15 protein-coding genes, 1 tRNA gene and 3 pseudogenes are annotated in these 17,415 nt (G+C 59.8%); 5 read left to right on the top strand and 14 right to left on the bottom strand.

Annotation, left to right across the window (positions count from 1 at the left end; translation table 11 throughout):
* Positions 1-113 precede the first annotated feature (113 nt).
* The 9 genes from NTCA1_RS26515 to NTCA1_RS26475 all read right to left on the bottom strand — a co-directional run bounded on the left by NTCA1_RS26515 (position 114) and on the right by NTCA1_RS26475 (position 8,410).
* Complete coding sequence (locus tag NTCA1_RS26515) at positions 114-299, bottom strand: hypothetical protein (protein ID WP_159832328.1); 186 nt, start codon at positions 297-299, stop codon at positions 114-116.
* Entirely contained in the window at positions 296-1,075 is a 780-nt protein-coding gene (locus NTCA1_RS26510; protein WP_159832327.1) for an MBL fold metallo-hydrolase, read from the bottom strand. Before NTCA1_RS26510 ends, NTCA1_RS26515 begins: the two co-directional genes overlap by 4 nt.
* On the bottom strand, positions 1,072-1,848 hold the full coding sequence (locus NTCA1_RS26505) for a TatD family hydrolase (RefSeq protein WP_159832331.1): 777 nt from the start codon (positions 1,846-1,848) through the stop codon (positions 1,072-1,074). The genes NTCA1_RS26510 and NTCA1_RS26505 overlap by 4 nt, the downstream gene beginning before the upstream one ends.
* Complete coding sequence (gene metG / locus NTCA1_RS26500; protein WP_159832326.1) at positions 1,848-3,407, bottom strand: methionine--tRNA ligase; 1,560 nt, start codon at positions 3,405-3,407, stop codon at positions 1,848-1,850. The genes NTCA1_RS26505 and metG overlap by 1 nt, the downstream gene beginning before the upstream one ends.
* 110 nt (positions 3,408-3,517) lie before the next feature.
* On the bottom strand, positions 3,518-4,492 hold the full coding sequence (locus NTCA1_RS26495; RefSeq protein WP_159832325.1) for a DNA polymerase III subunit delta': 975 nt from the start codon (positions 4,490-4,492) through the stop codon (positions 3,518-3,520).
* Positions 4,489-5,136 (bottom strand): dTMP kinase, encoded by a 648-nt coding sequence (tmk, locus tag NTCA1_RS26490; RefSeq protein ID WP_159832324.1) that lies wholly within the window; start codon positions 5,134-5,136, stop codon positions 4,489-4,491. The genes NTCA1_RS26495 and tmk overlap by 4 nt, the downstream gene beginning before the upstream one ends.
* Complete coding sequence (locus NTCA1_RS26485) at positions 5,133-6,305, bottom strand: D-alanyl-D-alanine carboxypeptidase family protein (protein WP_236549591.1); 1,173 nt, start codon at positions 6,303-6,305, stop codon at positions 5,133-5,135. Before NTCA1_RS26485 ends, tmk begins: the two co-directional genes overlap by 4 nt.
* A 61-nt stretch (positions 6,306-6,366) precedes the next feature.
* A complete protein-coding gene (locus tag NTCA1_RS26480; protein WP_159832322.1) occupies positions 6,367-7,353 on the bottom strand; it encodes an SPOR domain-containing protein in 987 nt (328 codons plus the stop codon).
* Entirely contained in the window at positions 7,337-8,410 is a 1,074-nt protein-coding gene (locus tag NTCA1_RS26475) for a lytic transglycosylase domain-containing protein (RefSeq protein WP_159832321.1), read from the bottom strand. The genes NTCA1_RS26480 and NTCA1_RS26475 overlap by 17 nt, the downstream gene beginning before the upstream one ends.
* Before the next feature lie 167 nt (positions 8,411-8,577).
* Between NTCA1_RS26475 and NTCA1_RS26470 the strand changes: the two genes are divergently transcribed.
* Both NTCA1_RS26470 and NTCA1_RS26465 read left to right on the top strand, forming a co-directional pair.
* Positions 8,578-8,667: transfer RNA gene (locus tag NTCA1_RS26470), tRNA-Ser, on the top strand.
* Between the two features lie 177 nt (positions 8,668-8,844).
* On the top strand, positions 8,845-10,128 hold the full coding sequence (locus NTCA1_RS26465) for an integrase arm-type DNA-binding domain-containing protein (RefSeq protein ID WP_306439319.1): 1,284 nt from the start codon (positions 8,845-8,847) through the stop codon (positions 10,126-10,128).
* Between the two features lie 125 nt (positions 10,129-10,253).
* On the opposite strand, the gene NTCA1_RS26460 is transcribed toward NTCA1_RS26465, so the two are convergent.
* Genes NTCA1_RS26460 through NTCA1_RS26450 form a run of 3 tightly spaced genes read right to left on the bottom strand, consistent with a single transcriptional unit; the run spans position 10,254 to position 11,692 of the window.
* Positions 10,254-10,469, bottom strand: coding sequence for an AlpA family transcriptional regulator (locus NTCA1_RS26460; protein ID WP_159832320.1), 216 nt, complete (start codon positions 10,467-10,469; stop codon positions 10,254-10,256).
* A gap of 51 nt (positions 10,470-10,520) precedes the next feature.
* Positions 10,521-10,745 (bottom strand): DUF2274 domain-containing protein, encoded by a 225-nt coding sequence (locus NTCA1_RS26455; protein ID WP_159832319.1) that lies wholly within the window; start codon positions 10,743-10,745, stop codon positions 10,521-10,523.
* A complete protein-coding gene (locus tag NTCA1_RS26450) occupies positions 10,742-11,692 on the bottom strand; it encodes a TrbI/VirB10 family protein (RefSeq protein ID WP_236549590.1) in 951 nt (316 codons plus the stop codon). Before NTCA1_RS26450 ends, NTCA1_RS26455 begins: the two co-directional genes overlap by 4 nt.
* A gap of 47 nt (positions 11,693-11,739) precedes the next feature.
* Between NTCA1_RS26450 and NTCA1_RS26445 the strand changes: the two are divergent.
* Positions 11,740-14,049 (top strand): annotated as a pseudogene (locus NTCA1_RS26445) (error-prone DNA polymerase); the annotation flags it as partial.
* Between the two features lie 942 nt (positions 14,050-14,991).
* Positions 14,992-15,054 (top strand): annotated as a pseudogene (locus tag NTCA1_RS29200) (excalibur calcium-binding domain-containing protein); the annotation flags it as partial.
* Between the two features lie 38 nt (positions 15,055-15,092).
* Here NTCA1_RS29200 and NTCA1_RS26435 read toward each other — a convergent pair.
* The gene (locus NTCA1_RS26435) at positions 15,093-15,692 is read right to left on the bottom strand and encodes a response regulator transcription factor (protein WP_159832317.1); all 600 of its coding nucleotides are present in this window, start codon (positions 15,690-15,692) and stop codon (positions 15,093-15,095) included.
* Between the two features lie 1,227 nt (positions 15,693-16,919).
* Here NTCA1_RS26435 and NTCA1_RS26430 point away from each other — a divergent pair.
* Complete coding sequence (locus NTCA1_RS26430; protein ID WP_236549589.1) at positions 16,920-17,189, top strand: hypothetical protein; 270 nt, start codon at positions 16,920-16,922, stop codon at positions 17,187-17,189.
* A 107-nt stretch (positions 17,190-17,296) separates the two neighbouring features.
* Here NTCA1_RS26430 and NTCA1_RS26425 read toward each other — a convergent pair.
* A pseudogene (locus tag NTCA1_RS26425) lies at positions 17,297-17,415 on the bottom strand (IS5/IS1182 family transposase); the annotation flags it as partial.

Genomic DNA, 17,415 nt, shown 5'->3' with positions numbered 1-17,415 from the left:
CCACACCAGGGAGTGTCATTTCTATCTAGCGGGCCGGTGTCATTTCTATCTGGGGCTTACAGTCATAAGGATCGATAATACATCTTATGTTAAATATGGGGTGGTTTAGGCGATCATTGCTGGATCTGGAAACCGCTGATCTGAATGATCGCAACCAGGCCGATGATGATGACAGCCCAGATCAATGCCAGTTTGAGCGTCTGGCCCATGGGCATCGCGCGAAAGCGTGAATGGCTGGTGACGAGGATGAGCGCGCCGATCACGGAAATGATACCGACGATCAATCCTGTCTGGCTCATGGCTCGATTACCATCCCGTCAAATGCGACCCGCACGTTGCCGGGCACTTCGGCGCTGAGTGTGGCATAATCCATGCTCTTGTCGAGATGGCTCAGCACCGCTTGACCCACCCGGCACACTTCCGCGATCTCCAGCGCCATGCCGAGGTGCGCGTGCGTCGGGTGCGGTTCTCGCCGCAAACAGTCTACCACCAGCAGATCGGCGCCGTAGCACAAGTCGATCACACCGCGCGTAATTTCGCTGAAGTCCGTCATGTAACAGACTGATTTACCGTCACAATCAAAACGAAACCCGGTTGATTCCGTGGGGCCGTGCGGCATTTGCACATGATCGACCCGGAATCCCTCGCAGAGCCTCAGGGTGTCGAGATTGTCGAGCGATATCAACGTAGGATAGCCGAACTGGCCGGCGAAGACGTAGCCGAAGCGCTGGCGAAGTCTGCGGACGGTTTCGGAATGGGCGAAACCCGGTATGGGTCCAGCTCTTCCGTAACGAAGCGGCCGCAGATCGTCGATGCCGTGGCAGTGATCGGCGTGGTCGTGCGTCCAGAAGACCGCATCGATGCGGTGGACGTCGTTCGCGAGCAATTGCGCGCGAAGATCGGTAGGCGTGTCGACGAGAATACGGCTGCCCGCATCGCTTTCGAGCATGATCGAAACGCGCGTGCGGCGGTTCCTGGGCTCCTGCGGATCGCAGAGGCCCCAATCTGCGCCGAACTCTCCGCCTAGGCGTGGTACGCCGGTGGATGTGCCGCAGCCGAGGACTGTGACTTTCACGCCTTGGCCTTCTTGAAGAGATCGAAGAAGTTGCGCGTGGTCGCTTCGCCGAGGCTTTCGATCGAGATGCCGCGCAGATCGGCAACGAAGCGGGCCGTATCGGCCGTGAACGCCGGTTCACAGCGCTTGCCTCGATGCGGAACCGGAGCGAGGAACGGCGAATCCGTTTCTACCAGAATGCGATCCTCGGGAATTGTCGCAACGACATCCTGCAAGTCCTTGGCATTCTTGAAAGTCACGATGCCGGAAATCGAAATCGAAAGGCCGAGATCCAGGACCTTGCGTCCGAAATCGGCGCTTGCGGTGAAGCAGTGGATCAGGGCCGGGAAAGCCCCCTTCCCCATTTCCTCTTCGAGGATCCGAAACGTATCGTCTTCGGCATCGCGGGTGTGGATGATCAGCGGCAGGCCGGTTTCGCGCGACACCGAGATGTGCGTGCGGAAGAGCGCCTGCTGTACCTCGCGATCGGACTTGTCGTAGTAGTAATCGAGGCCGGTCTCCCCGATGCCGATCACTTTCGGGTGCCTGGTCGCTTCCAGAAGTGCGGCTTCTCCGAGGTCTGCATGCTGATCGGCTTCATGGGGATGAATGCCGACCGAAGCCCAGACATCGGGATAGCGCGCTGCCGTTCCGACCACCCTCTCCCACTCGCTACGGCGCGTGGAAATATTGAGAAATCCGCGAATGCCCGCCGCGCGGGCGCGTTCGAGGACGCCATTCTGGTCCTCGACGAGCCCTTCGTATTCCAGATGGCAATGCGAATCGATCAGCATCACGCCGGGGTTTCCTCGGAAAGCTCCAGGCGCGGGAACACACCGACCGGCTTGTCCACCTTGAACCCGCTACCGGCAAGCGTTTCGAACCATTCGATATCGTTCAAGGCGGCAAAATCGCGGGCCTGAGGAGCGATACCCATCTGGTCGAGCAGCTTGTCGATGGAAGCCGGTACGACGGGGCGGACGGCCAGGGCGAGATCGCGGACGACGCGGAAAAGCATCATCAGCACCGCGTTCATACGCTCCGGGTCCGACTTGCGCAGAGCCCAGGGGGCCTGCTCGTCGACATACTGGTTGCAGGCGAAGACGGCGCGCATCCAGGCTTCCAGGCCTTCGCTGAACGAGAGTTCGTCGAAGCTCTTGCGCAGACCAGCGATGCCTTCGGCAACGGCAGCGCGCAACTGGGCGTCGGTTTCCGTCTCTGCAAGTCCGGCCTTAAGTTCGCCATCCATGTTCTTGAAAATCATGGAAAGGCTGCGCTGGGCGAGATTGCCGAAGCTGTTCGCCAGTTCCGCATTGGCGCGGGTCACGATGGCTTCGGGCGACCAGGAGCCGTCCTGCCCGAAAGCGACTTCGCGCAGGAAGAAGTAGCGAAGCGTATCGACGCCAAAGGTCTCGGCCAGAGCAATCGGATCGGTGACGTTGCCGAGCGACTTCGATTCCTTCTGCCCCCGGTTGAGCACGAATCCATGGCCGAAGACCTGCTTGGGCAGGTCGAGACCGGCGCTCATCAGGAAAGCGGGCCAGTAGACCGTGTGGAAGCGGACGATATCCTTGCCGATCAGATGTACATCGGCGGGCCAGAATTTGGCGAAATCACCGCTTTCCTCAGGGAAACCAAGTCCGGTCAGATAGTTGGTCAGGGCATCTACCCAGACGTACATGACGTGGTTTTCGCTGCCGGGCACCTTGATGCCCCAGTCGAAACTGGTGCGGGAAACGGAAAGATCGCGCAGGCCGCCTTCGACGAACCGCAGGATCTCGTTCTTGCGCGTTTCCGGACGGATGAAGTCGCTGGAGTTGTAAAGCTCGATCAGCTTGTCCTGATAGCGGGACAGCCGGAAAAACCACGATTCCTCGACCGTCCATTCGACCGGCGTGCCTTGCGGAGACAGCTTTTCGCCGCCCTCGCCCGCAACGAGTTCGCTCTCGTCGTAGTAGGCTTCGTCCCGAACCGAGTACCAGCCTTCGTAGCGATCGAGATAGAGGTCGCCGTTGGCCTCCATCCGACGCCACAGCTCCTGCGTGGCGCTGTGATGGCGCGGTTCGGTGGTGCGTATGAAAACATCATACCCGATGTTCAAGGCATCGCACATATCCTTGAAATAGCCGGACATCTCCGTCGCGAGTTCAGCAGGCGTGGTGCCCAGGTCACGCGCCTTCTGGGCCATCTTCAGGCCATGCTCGTCCGTACCGGTCTGGAACCGGACATCGAAGCCCTCGGCCTTCTTGAACCGGGCGATGACGTCTGCGGCGATCGCCTCGTAAGCATGGCCGATATGCGGCTTGCCGTTGGGGTAGCTGATCGCGGTCGTGATGTAATAGGGCTCGCCCATGCGGCGTCGCGCTTTCTTTGCAGGAGTTTACAGGGCGCCTTGCCCTGCTTGTCTTAGTCTATCCGCATTCGCGGGTTCGCCGGTTTGCGCCAACGGGACCCGAAAATGCCTCAGCGAGCCGTCTCTCTAGGCATCGCGGTCGAAGCCAGCAACCCGCCAATTTCCATAATGAGCAGACCGGCATCGAAATTGTAGGTCGGCGCCTGGATGCCAAGCCGTGTCAGCGTGCCGTGCGCTTCGATCAGCCGCATCTGCCGGGCTGCCGAGGCATGATGAAGCATGTTGGCCAGCACGGTGCGGGCGAGTTCCAGCGTCGCCAGTTGCCGCTCTCTGGCAGGCCGGGCACCCATCTCCTCGGCCAGACGGCCGCGCAAGTGATAGTCGGCGTCGCCTTCGCGCAGGATCTGCATCATCAGAGCGTGAATTCCGCCGAGATCATGCTCCACGAAGTTCAGCGCCACGCCGGGCGAACCGTGCGAGGCTGCGATCGCGGCCCGCCGGGTTTCCGTGTCGGACTGGGGCAGATCGCGGCGGATCACTTCGTCGAGTTCCTGCTCGTTCAGCGCGGCGAAGCGCAGCACCCGGCAGCGCGAGCGAACGGTGGGCAGGAGGCGGCCCGGCTGATGCGCCAGCAGCAGGAAGTAAGTTCCGGCAGGCGGTTCCTCCAGCGCCTTGAGCAAGGCGTTGACCGCGCCTTTTTCCATATCGTCGGCGGGGTCTATGATGATCGCCCGGCGCTCGCCCAAAGTTGGCTTGGTCGCAAGGCGGCGGATCATCTCGCGAACCTGATCGACCGAGATATTGCGTTTCGTCTGGTAGGGCTTGCCGTCGGCTTTTTTCTTCGCCTCGTCATCGTTGGCGGGAAGATGTTCGAGGACGTGGATGTCGGGATGCTGCTCGTGGTCGGGCCGAGGGGCGCCCGACGCGCGTACCAGTTCTGCCGCGGCCGTGCGCGCGAAGGCCGCCTTGCCGAGGCCCCTGCCACCCGCGAGCAGCCAGGCATGGTGCATCCGCTCGGAAGCGAGCGCTGCCATCCATTCCTGCCACGCCGCCTTTTGTCCGATGAACGGCAGGTCCTCGCTCATTTCCGTTCACCGAGAGCGGCCAGGATGCGCTCGCAAGTCTCCTGGGGGGTGCCGTCGCCGTCGATGCGTGCGAACCGATCGGGCTCCGCTTCGGCAAAACGCGCGAAAGCCTGCGCCACGCGTGTGTGATAAGCCGCCTCGCGGCCGCCGATGAGGTCGCTGCCGTCGACATCGCGCAGCGCAAGCCGGGCTGCGGCGATGTCGGGAGAGACTTCGATGAGCACGGTGATGTCGGGCAGCATGCCCGCGCTGCCGATCTCGTGGAGCGTGCGGATGTCGGCATCGGAAAGGCCGCCGCCGCCACCCTGATAGGCGCGGCTCGAATCCAGGAACCTGTCGCAGATGACCCAGGCGCCTCGCTCCAGAGCGGGCCGGATCAGCTTTTCGACATGGTCCGAACGGGCGGCGGCAAAGAGCAGTGCCTCGGCGCGGGCGCCCCAACCTTGCCGCTCTTCTCCGCTTTCGCCGGAGACGCCGTGAAGCAAGAGCGCGCGGATGGCTTCCGCACCGGCGGTTCCGCCCGGTTCGCGCGTGGTCACGACGTCCATGCCCTGCGCGCGCAGGGCTTCGGCCAGCAGGCGCGACTGGGTGGACTTGCCTGCCCCTTCGCCGCCTTCCAATGCGATGAATTTTCCTCGGATCATGAGAAGAAGCTGATAAGCCCGTTCATCAGTCTGTCCAGCGGTCCCGCGACGCCCACGTCCTTGCCGGCGTAGAGCGGAACATGGCCGGGGGCGAGGCCCTCCACCTTGATCTCGAGTTCGCCGACCTGATCGCCCTTGCGGATCGGTGCGACCAGCGGTCCCTTGTAGTGAACCGCCAGCGTCACCTTTTCGTGGCCGCCCTTGGGCAAGGTCGCGTGAACTTCCCGGTTAGCGACCAGAGGCACCGAGCGAGCGTCACCGCCCTGCACGTCGGCCTGTCCCACGGGTTGGCCCTGATCGAAGAGATGACGCGCATCCCAGGCCGAGAAACCCCATTCCAGCAGAGCCTTCGCCGCGTCATCCCGAACCTTGGGCTTGGGTGAAGCAGCCAGCATCATGACGAGGCGGCGACCGCCCCGCTCGGCCGTTCCGAGGAAATTGTAGCCTGCTTCACGCGTGTATCCGGTCTTGATGCCGTCTGCGCCGGGGACCACGCCTACCGTCGGATCGTGGCTGCGCATGGCGACATCGCGCCAGAAGTAGTGCTTGATGCCCGAGAACTCGCGATAGAGCTGCGGGTGCCGGGTGATCATGGCGTCGGCCAGTTTCACCATGTCGCTGGCGGTGATGTAGGTGTGCCCATCGTCCATCCAGCCGTTGGGCGTGCTGTAGTGACTGCCGGTCATGCCGATCCGGCGTGCGGCGGCGTTCATCATCGCCGTCCAGGCAGGCACGCTTCCCGCATAGCCCTGCGCAAGCACGACGGCACCGTCGTTGGAGGAGGCTGTCATCACGCCATGAAGCAGATCGCGGACGGTAGGATTATCTTTTTCTGTCAGGTACATGGACGTACCTTTTGCGAACCATTCCTTGGCGGTTTCCGGCCGCACGGGCATGCGGCGGTCAAGACTAAGCCGACCGGCATCGATCTCCTCGAAGGCCACGAAGGCGGTCATGACCTTGGTGACCGAGGCAGGCAGGAACGGCACGTCCGGGCGGCGCTGCACCAATACCTGGCCGGAACCGATGTCGACCAGGATGCTGACCGGGATCGGCGCCAGTTCGGGCGGCGGCGTAGGTATCGCGGCGTCGGCGGCGCTGGACAGACCGGCGGCGACGAGGCTTGCCGGAGCAGCGAGCAGAACGGCGGACTTCAGGAACGATTTCAAGGCGCGTTTTCTCCCGCGCGCCCAGGACGGACGCGGTGGCCTGCGCGAAACGACCCTTTTATCAATCCGCGCGCTGGATTCGTGCGTCGCTATACCCTGCTGCTTTGGCCTTCTCCAGCGCTGCGGCAGCTTGTGCACGATTTGCGAAGGGGCCCATTCGGACATGCCAGAGTTTGCCGGCCCTAGTAACTCCGGCGCCGAGGTCGGCAGCCGATTTGCGGGCATTGGCTTCGACCGAGAAGGCGCCGACCTGCACCAGTTCCTTGCCTCTCGTCGTGCCAGGCACGGGAGCGGCTGCTTTGGCAGGCTTCGTGATGGCTTGAGACGTCACCGGAACTTTCGGCTCCGATTTGGGCGTCGGGCTCGGCAAGGGAACACTTGGCGGGGAGACAGGCGAAATGGCTTTGGGAGCGGACGCCGGACCCTGCGCGGGGGCTGCGTTCTGCTCGATGGCGAGCCTGCCGGGCATGGTGGGCGGTGTGGATGGCGGCGGCAGGAGCGGCGCCTGATCCGCGAGCTTGCGCCGCAGCACTTTCAGCAGGCCTTCGGGTGTCTCCATTCGCTCGGGCACCCTGCCCCCGCTGCGCAAGGCTGCGCGTTCCACTTCCGGTGGGTTGACGCGGCGAACGCGGATGGGGGCATGAGCGCCGGACGCAATGCCAAGTTGAGAGGCCGCGTCAGGGGATAGTTCTAGTAAGGCGTCGTTGACCATAGGGCCGCGCCGCTCGATCCGTATCAGGATCGTGCGCCCGCTGCCCAGCGCGGTCACTTCTACGTAGCTTGGCAGAGGAAGCGTCTTGTGTGCGGCGCTCACGCCAGCCGCTTCCCCGGTCGCGACGGTGCCGTAACCCACGGCGTCGTAGCTCAACTGGTCCTTGGGCGTCCAGGTAACCTCGCCTATGGTGAACGGCTCTCCAAGGACCACGGGATAGTCCGCCGCCGGTCCGCCAGCAGGGGTTACACGCCGGTCGTCGGCGCTTGCCGGACCTGTCGTAGCCGCCAGGATCAGCGCCGCGAGCGGCAGGAATTGGTTAACGGGCAATCTCATCTGCAAGCAACCCAACGGACAATGCGTAGTAGTTCGAGCAGTTGTACTGGAGGATCACCCGATAATTCCCGGTTAACAAATAGGCAGGCGTGCCAGGACCGTCGGGCTGGAATAATGAGGCCAGGACATCGCCTCCCAATGCACGCTGCGGCGTCACGCCCAGCGAACGCCATTCGGACACGGTCTTCCACTGCCCGTGGCGGGCATGAACCCGGTCGCAACTGGGCGCCGCGAGCTTGGTGGCATAGGCATTGGCATTGAAGCCGGGAGGCAAGCTCGCCGGAACGCCCCAAGGCTGGCCCGGCCGCCAACCGGCGTCACGGAAGTAGTTGGCGATCGATGCGATCGTATCGGCCGGGCTGCTGAAGATGTCGCGCGTGCCGTTGCCGTCGCCATCGACGGCCAGCCGCAAGTAGACGCTCGGCAGGAATTGCGGATAGCCGAAGGCCCCTGCCCAGCTTCCCTTGAGCCGATAAGTGGGAACGCCTTGGTCCACCATCTTGAGCAGCGCGACCAGCTCGCCTTCGAACAGCGCCCGGCGGCGGCCTTCCCAGGCCAGGGTCGCCAGCGAACGGGCCAAGTCGAAATCGCCCACATAGCTGCCGTAGTTGGTTTCATGCCCCCAGATCGCGAACAGAACCGGTGCCGGCACGCCATATCGCCGCTCGATCGCCGGCAACATCCCGGAAAGCTCGGCATAACGGGAACGGCCGCGGGCGATGATGCTGGAGCCGACGTGCTGTGCGATATAGGGCGCGATCGGCGGCGGCGTCGTTGAACGACTGGGCTGGGCTGAATCGAGCTCGATAACCCTTTGATTCGGAACGAGCCCCGTCAGCACCCGCGAAACCGTGGCATCGCTAACGCCCTCGCGCCGAGCCCGTGCCCCGACAGTCTGCAAATAGGCCTGAAACGTCTGCCCCGCCACCGTTTGAGGCGCGTTCTGCCCAATGTCCTGAACGACAGGTTGCGCATCGACCGAAGCCGTTGGCGCAAGGGCAAGGGCAACTGCAAGACTGGGATGGCGCAGGCAACGAAGCTTCGAGGAAAGAGTCATCCCGGCAAATCTTGCACAATGCGGCCGTCTTGCAAATGGTCCGAGTGCATCTGCCGTGGACAGTCACCGCAAGCGGGCAGCCATCCGTCTCGCTTGGATCGTATCCGCCATGATCTGCAGTCGGCACTTGCAAGCCGCTCCGATTTCTCTATGCGCTCTCCCCGAACGGACAGGTGGCCGAGTGGTTTAAGGCAGCGGTCTTGAAAACCGCCGTGGGTGCAAGCTCACCGTGGGTTCGAATCCCACCCTGTCCGCCAAGCGCCCCTCCCAAGACATCCCAGAAAGTCCCGAAAAACCGCTGATTTCTGCGGAAAATTCTGGTATAATCCATTCCTGAAGATCCCGGTTTGTTCCACCGCAGCCTAGGCCAAAGTGGGGTACAAAGTGGGGTATCGATTCTGGAAAGTGGGGTATCGGTGCTTACGGATAGGCAGGTGGCAAACGCCAAGCCCAAAGAGAAGGCGTACAAGCTAAACGACTCGGGGGGGCTTTTCCTCTACGTCGCAAAAAGCGGGCTCAAATCCTGGCGGATGAAGTTCAAGTTCGACAGCAAGGAAAAGCTGCTGACCTTTGGTTCGTATCCCGACATCACACTCAAGGATGCGCGCAGTAAGCGCGACCAAGCTAGGGTGAAGATACAGGCTAACGCTGACCCATCAGGCGTTCGGACCCGGCAGAGGCAGGCTCGGGAGCAGAAGCGAGCGGAGCAAGCCCAGCTTCTCAAATTCGAGGCTGCGGCGCGGGCTTGGTTCGACCTCCAAAATGGACGATGGACGCCGGTCCACGCCGCCGATGTGATAAAAAGCCTCGAGAGGGACGTCTTCCCTACGATGGGCGCGCTGCCCATCCTGTCCATAGATGCTCCGACCGTTCTCAAAACACTGCGGCGCGTCGAGAGCCGCGGGGCTATCGAAACTGCCAGACGTCTGCGGCAGCGTATTTCGGCGGTATTTGCCTATGCAATCTCCGAAGGCATTTGCGCGAACGATCCCGCTGCCATCGTTGGAAAGGCTCTTAAGCCGTTACCAAAGAAAGGTAGGCAGCCCGCTCTTACCGATCCGGAACAGGCGCGCGGAGTGCTTGTCGCAGCCGAGGCTTCTGGCGCATCCCCGATCACAAAGCTCGCTTCCAGATTGCTCGCTTTGACTGCTGCCCGCCCAGGGATGGTCCGAGGTGCCGAGTGGGACGAGTTCGAAAATATCGACTGGAATGACCAGGTATTTGGCCCTTCTCTCCCTCTCTGGAGAGTGCCTGCCAGTCGTATGAAACTCGATCTACATCTCAAGGACGATGAGGAATTTGAACATCTTATTCCTCTTAGTTGGCAAGCGGTTGAAGTCCTGCGGGCCACTAGACGACTGACAGGCAAAGGTCGGCTTGTCTTTCCCGGTGAAAGGCATAGCCACCGGCCGTTGTGCGAGAACGCTATCGGCTATCTCTATAATCGTGTTGGTTTTTACGGGCGCCATGTGCCGCATGGCTGGCGATCGTCATTTTCGACGACAATGAATTCCCGAGCTTTCAAATTTCGGATCATGGGCGACCCAGAGATCATTGAACTCATGCTGGCGCACGTGCCTGAGAACCGGGTCAAGGCCGCTTATGATCGAGCGGGCCATATGGAACGGCGGCGAGAACTGAGCCAAGAATGGGCAGACATCCTCATGGTTGGAATGCCGCCTGCTCATCGAATTCTTGACGGCCGGCGTCGAAATTGAAGGTAGCCCACATGTAAGATGGTTATTAGGTATCACATCTAATAGCCCGAAATATAATTATTATATTTTTATGAACTGATTGCGGCGAGGTGCAGCCGTCAGTCTTCAACTAAGCGCAGATGGCCTCACGCACCAGGTTCGTGAGGCCTTAGTGATGTCATCGGGTTTCCGACCCATGCGATAACATCGCTTTCTCTCCAGGCGGTGCAACGCGCAGCAATGCGGATTTGCTTCGGAAACGACCCTTCATCAATTTTTCTATATAATGTTGAACGACTTAATCCTGTTATATGCAAGACGTCGTTAAGTCGGATGAGGCGATCGTTCGTGGGCGCAGCCATATCGAAACCCCTTGTACATAACGGGAGGGAGAGCGCTTGGGCTTCTCGAACCTAAGGAGCGGTCTTAGAAGTTCGATGTTTTTGAAATGCTCGATCGGCATCGAGGAACGCTGACAAAATGGGAGAGATCAGCTCAGTCATCGGCACTTCCTCTCCGTACGCTAGAGCATATGCTTCAGCGTAGTCGATCAGCAATCCATGCAGTTCGGGTGGGAGCAGAACCGCGATCTTGATTGGCTTCTTGTCCGGAAGCTTTGCGAGGCGCACGGTGGTCATCGGCTGAACTCCTCAATCCACGGCTTCAGGACCAAGTCTCGTTGAACCAACAGGCGCATAGGCGCTCCGGGACGGATGGTGATGGTTGGCTGGACCTGCAGGCTGCGAGAAACGAGCTGATCCCCTGCCCGCGAAACGCTCTGCTGGGTCGACTGCCGTATGGCCTGTACCAAGTCGCTATCGCCCGTGAAGGTCAGCTCTGAACCGAGCCCGAGGAGAGTCGAGATCGCCGCCCCCTTGATGACCCGCCAAGTATGGGCATCGACCTGATCTTCGAGACCGGCATATCCGGACATGTCCGTTGCCGGCACATTGTCGAGGCGGATCGAGCTACCATCGGGCATTACTATGCGTTGCCAGACAATCAGCGCGCGCCGTTGCCCAAATGCAACAAGACTGTCGTAACTCCCGAACAGCCTGGCACCCTGCGGGATGAGCAGAGTTCGCCCCGTGGCGCTGTCGAAGACCTGCTGCGTCACTTGAGCAATCACCAGGCCGGGGAGGTCCGAGCGAAGCCCGGTGATGAGGCTTCCGGCAATCACACTTCCCGCAGACAGCATGTTCGCGGATGCCGCCGGAGTAAGCGCGTGCGGTTCAACATCGTCGCCGGAGTCCTTGGCAGAGACAAAATCAGCCTTGCGTTGCTGGGCGTTGGGATCGGCATTGAAGTCGATAGCCAGCTTCTCGCCGGAACCACCAGCGGGCGCCGCAGCCGGCAGGACAGCGGGATCGGGGCTTGCCGGTGTGGCTGAGGTCTTGGCGCTGGCGAAGAACAGACCAGATTGCCGTGCCGATCTTGTTTCCTCCTCTGCCCTATCCGTGCCCGGCTGAGGCTTCGCCGAAGGCTCACCCGGCAAGACTGTCGCGACCTGCGCCGCCTTTGCACCTTGCTTTTCGACAATCGCGCGGCCGAGATCGCCGGGCAGCGGCGGTCCTAACTTGGGCACTTTATCATAGCTGCCTGGGATGCCCAAAAGGTGTCAGGCGTACGCTCGATTGTCAGGGGCGCGGGAGCGCGGCGAATTCGGCGGTCTGTTACGTTCTCGGGATCACGTCGATCGACCCCGTGAAATCCGAGCTACTTTTCGAGCGCTTCGTCTCGGCAGAGCGGCGCGAACCGCCCGACATCGACGTCGATTTCGAGCACGAGCGGCGCGAAGAGGTGATCCAGTGGATCTACGAGACTTACGGGCGTGAACGCTCTGCCCTGACGGCCGTTGTCTCCCGCTTCCGCGCCCGCGGCGCCGTGCGCGAAGTCGGCAAGGCGCTGGGCCTCACCGAGGATGTGGTTGCAGGCCTCGCCGGCCAGGTCTGGGGCTGGAGCCGGGATGGCGTCGAGGAACGCCACGCCCAGGAACTCAACCTAGATACCGCCGATCGGCGCCTGGCTTTGACTCTCGAACTCGCTCGCCTGCTCATCGACACGCCGCGCCACAGCTCGCAGCATCCAGGCGGGTTCGTGCTGACGCTCGGGCGCCTTGACGAACTGGTACCGATCGAACCGGCCGCCATGGCGAACCGGCAGATCATCGAGTGGGACAAGGACGACATCGATGCGCTCGGCTTCATGAAGGTCGATGTCCTGGGTCTCGGTATGCTCGGCTGCATGCGCCGCGCCTTTACCCTGCTGGAGGAGGACAAGGGCATTGCCATGGACCTTGCCGCCATCCCGCACGACGATCCGGCGACTTTCGCGATGATCCGCAAGGCGGATACCCTCGGGGTGTTCCAGATCGAGTCGCGCGCGCAGATGGCGATGCTGCCGCGCATCAAGCCAAAGGAATTCTACGATCTGGTCGTCCAGGTCGCGATCGTACGCCCCGGCCCGATCCAGGGCGACATGGTGCATCCTTACCTGCGCCGCCGCGAAGGCAAGGAGCCCATCACCTTTCCGACTGAAGAACTGAAGCGGGTGCTCGAAAAGACGCTCGGCGTCCCGCTCTTCCAGGAGCAGGCCATGCGCGTCGCCATCGAATGCGCGGGCTTTACCCCGTCCGAGGCCGATCTGCTGCGCCGCGCCATGGCTACCTTCAAGCTGACCGGCGGAGTTTCGCACTTTCGCGACAAGCTCATCGACGGGATGACCGCGCGCGGCTATCAACAGGCGTTCGCCGAGCAGACCTTCAAGCAGATCGAGGGCTTCGGCAGCTACGGCTTTCCCGAAAGCCACGCAGCCTCCTTCGCGCTCATCGCCTACGCGTCTTCCTGGATGAAGTGCCATCACCCCGACGTGTTCTGCGCGGCGCTCCTCAATGCCCAGCCCATGGGCTTCTACGCGCCCGCCCAGATCGTAATCGATGCCCGCAAGCACGGCGTCGAGGTTCGCCCCATCGACGTCAATCACAGCCGCTGGGACTGCTCACTTGAACAGGCCAACGGGCGGTATCTCGCGGTTCGCATGGGCCTGCGATATGCCAAGGACTTACGAAACGAGGACGGTGCTGCCATCGTGCTGGCCCGAGGGAATGCCCCCTATGACAGCGTCGACGAAATCCAGCGCCGCGCCGGGGTTAGCGGGCGGGCGCTCGACCGCATCGGCCAGGCCGGCGGCTTCGGTTCACTCAAGCTCTCTCGCCGCGCCGGTCTATGGGAGGTGAAAGGGCTGAGCACCGAGGCACTCCCCCTCTTCGCGGCAGCCGACGAACGTGCGGGGAAGCTTATGCCCGAAGCCGTCGAACCCGAGGTGGCGTTGACCCCGATGAGCGACGGTGAGGAAGTTGTCGAGGATTACCGCGCGGTCGGGCTATCCTTGCGAGCCCACCCGCTCTCGTTCCTGCGCGAGGAGCTCACCTCCCGCAAAATGACGACCTGCGCCGAGCTGCGGGAGATGAAGGATGGCCGCTGGATCAATCTCGCAGGACTTGTCCTGCTGCGCCAGAAGCCCGGCTCGGCCAAGGGCGTCATGTTCATCACCCTTGAAGACGAGACCGACGTTGCCAATCTGGTGGTCTGGCCCAACCTCTTCGAGAAACACCGCAGCATCGTCCTAGGCGCCTCGATGCTGGGCGTGCGCGGGCAAATACAGAAGGAAGGCGAGGTCATCCACGTTGTTGCCCAGCGGCTCGACGACCTGTCCCCTCTCCTTGCCAGTGTGGGCCAGCGTGAGAACCTTGCCGGCATCTACCAGGTGAGCCGCGCTGACATTGTCAGGAGCCCGATGGCGCCGGATCCACGCGATCCGGCAACCCATCATCTCGGGCGAAACCCCCGCGACATGTTCGATCCCGACCTGAGGCTCGGCTCCGGCATCATTCCTGGTCGCCCGACAGAAGGCATCAAGATCAAGACGCGGGATTTCCGGTAACTATCTGCGCGCGGCATCGTCAAGAAAGCGCTAAGGTTGAAGCGCCGCCCATTGGCAAAGCCCTTCACTTTGAAGCCCCGCCAATAGCAGTCTTGGACACTGACTTGAAGGAAGCGGTACCGTTGCGACCGCATGACCCAGCTCGCCAAACACCATTGTGCTACTTGCGGGCTATATTACTCGAGGAAACGTAGTCGTAAACGGCTGTCAGATCGTCTTGCCCGGCATTTGCAGGCTTGGGCACTCGCCTGATCATGATCAGATTCTTGCGAAAAAGCCCACCAGTGCCAGCTTAATGATGCCGTAGAGCCCAAGACAGGAAAAACGCCACCGAGGCCTTGCGCATCGAAAAGACAGTACATACTTTAAATCGATTGTCACCGCGCCAGGGAAAATTTCAAATCTATAAAATCGAGACGTTAAGGTGGCATCCAGTTTTAATTCACCTGGTATATGCGTGATTCTTGTCACGCGTTAGTCGATGCTTTTATTGTACATATGCAGCGCGACCCGAGGACGGCTCACGTAGGGCCGATTCCGACTCTGACCCGGCATCTTCGGTTGTCGGGTCATTTTTCTCGCTACATGAACGCGGGATTTGGGATCGCTGCCACTTAGCCGTTTGGTTCATGCGGAGTGGCAAGTGCGTGCTTAACAATAGACCGAATTAGTTCGCACATGGGCATTCGTAGATTTTCAATCGCGGACTTTGCTTTTCGGAAAACCTGACCTACATTCAATTCGAGTGCGGCGGCAATCTCTCGATGAGGCGCCCCCCCCATCCAGAATCTCGCTGCACTCACCCTCATTTGCTTTTCGTGCATGATCTCGCGGCATCGTCTAATACCCCGCCGATGACATCTTCAACAAATTCTGTGCCGCGTTTCCCACGCCGTCAGCTATCCACATGGCGATGCTTGGGGGAGTACTTCATAGCCGCGACCGTCTTGGGCGGAGCGCCTGGACGGTGACAACGATGGCTTCGGATGCGAACCCTATTCCTAGACGGCGACTAGATCATTTCTGACAGCATAGCGCACGAGCTAAGCCGTATTCGCGAAATTGAGCTTACTCATTACGGATGCCCGGTGAGTTTCTACGGTTTTCGTGCTCAAACCGAGATGATAGGCAATCTGCTTGTTCATATTGCCTTCTGAGATAAGCTGCACAATTTGTCGCTCTCTCGCCGTCAAAGTGGCTGGTTGCTGCTTTTCTGTCCGAACTTTATCCAGCAAAATTTGTGATATGGATGACGAGAAATGCGCTGTTCCGGCTAATACCCGCCTTACAGCACACTTAAGTTCTCCCAAATCATCCGACTTGAGGACGATCCCACGAACACCAGCCTTGATGAACTCAACGATGGTATTTTCCCTGGAATTCGCGGTGTATAGTATAAAATTAATCCATGGCATCTCCTTTTTAATATTTATCATCAAGTTGATGCCGTTAAAGTAACGAAGGGTCTGCTCAAGGATTACTAGGTCAGGCTCCAATTTCCTCGCGATTGCTATTGCCTGTTCACCATCTTCCGCCTCACCAGAAACTTTCCACGCATGGTGAGTTTCAAGCGTTACCTTCGTGCCTAGCCTGAAAACTTCCTGTTGATCGACGAGTAGGATTTCGGAATTTTTACATGCCATAAATAGCCGCACCCCTGCGTAAGAGTATTCGGACGATTTTTGGCGATCCTTTTATTGCTAATGACTAAGGTGATGGAGTAAGGGAGTTCTATTGGGAAAAACCCGCATTGACCCTTAAAATGCGGCGCATTTTTTGCGAGCTTGTCCTCATGAGGGCGATTCTTCAGCGGCTACAGGCAAGTTCAAAATGCACTGCCGAACAAATCAAGCAAAGCGCAAGCGACCCACTTCCGCACTTCAGGCCGCGTTACGAACCTTGAGCTAATCCTGCCGAATGAGGAGTCCGAACACCTTGCGGCTGCTCCAGACAGCGATCGGAATCTGCCGTATATTGGCCGCTTATTCGAAAGAGATGCCGCTTTGAAGCTGCCATCGCGCAGGATGCATCTGTTCCTCTACGCGTGTTTTTTTAGGTGCCTGCACAGACAATAGTCGGCCAGTTCCCGGCTACCCTTCGCAAAGTTCTCGCCAGCCCAAAAGGAGGCGAGCGTCAACCTTGAATCCATGATGGATAAATTGACGCAAGGCGCATCTGGCGGCACTTGATCGTAAGAGGCAAGACCGGTTTTGATGAAAGTCAGCTATTTTACCGGGCGGATACCTCAGTTGTCGCCCTGCTTTCTTGACCGGGGTGTGCTGTGCAAGAAGCACGCGTTTAAAATGCTGTTATTACGCCACGCTATCCGCGCACCCTCGTTCAATTAACCCAAGATGAGAGCTGCTCTGCCGTAAGCATCCCGGCGGCAAAGGTGCTACGGCAGCTTGCAGCGTAATCTGAATTAGCCGGGAACCATTGTGAACGCGGATCCATCCCAACGCATCCGAACAATGTGATCCTGCTTGCAAGACTTGTTTGGCTGGATCAACAGTACACCGCACCTGCTGAGCAAGAGGGCTGCCGGATCGATACTCCGGCAGTCATCTTCGCGAAGCGCGGAAGCTGCGGGCAGGTTTCGCCACCGGCTGCCCCCCGCACCTCGCAGCCATCTAATTTACGTAGGGCGCCTCCCTCCAGGCCAGCACAGAGGTAAATCACCAAAATCAGCGCAACAAATTTCTTAAGAGAGGATGATATTTGCATTTCTCGTTTTTTTGTCTTTTTTTCATATCTTCCAGACTAATTTACTCCCGGAAAAACGGGCGGGTATTTTTATTCCCACGCTAATTTTCTTGGCTGAAACTCTCGACATGTTCGGTTATCCTCACTCCGCAAGTAGGAGGCGATGTATGGCAACCGAATGCACAGCCTATCGTGATTCAAAAGGCACCCTTCACAGCAGCCTGGAGAAGGCTACGCTTGAAGATCTGGCCGCTGTTCTCGGCAGGGTCGGCGATGAGGGCGGAATGACAAGCGGGGTTGCCCGCATGATCTTCGACAAGCGATCGGAGATCGAACGCGTTTTCGCTGAACACGATGCTCTCGTAAAGTCTGCCGCAGGCAGAGAGCCCTTCGGCAGCATCAGAAACATTCATGTTATAAAAAGTGATGTACACTGATAAGATTACCGGAATTTCTTCTTTTCAGTTTACGTTTATTCATTCATTATGGACCATTATCGGAACGGGATACGCCATTATATGGCTTAACTTCGCTTTGAGGTCAGCTAGGTCGTAGACTCATAAGCACGGAGCCACAGCCGCATTGAGGCGAGCTGGACCATGGCCAGGAAGTTTTCGGCCAGCTTTTCGTAGCGGGTGGCAACACGGCGGAAGTGCTTCAGCT

Origin of the sequence: Novosphingobium sp. TCA1 (genome assembly GCF_009811895.1) — a bacterium.
GTDB lineage: Bacteria > Pseudomonadota > Alphaproteobacteria > Sphingomonadales > Sphingomonadaceae > Novosphingobium > Novosphingobium panipatense_A.
The sequence above is the reverse complement of the archived record's forward strand: the minus strand, read 5'-3'. Positions and strand labels throughout refer to the sequence as shown.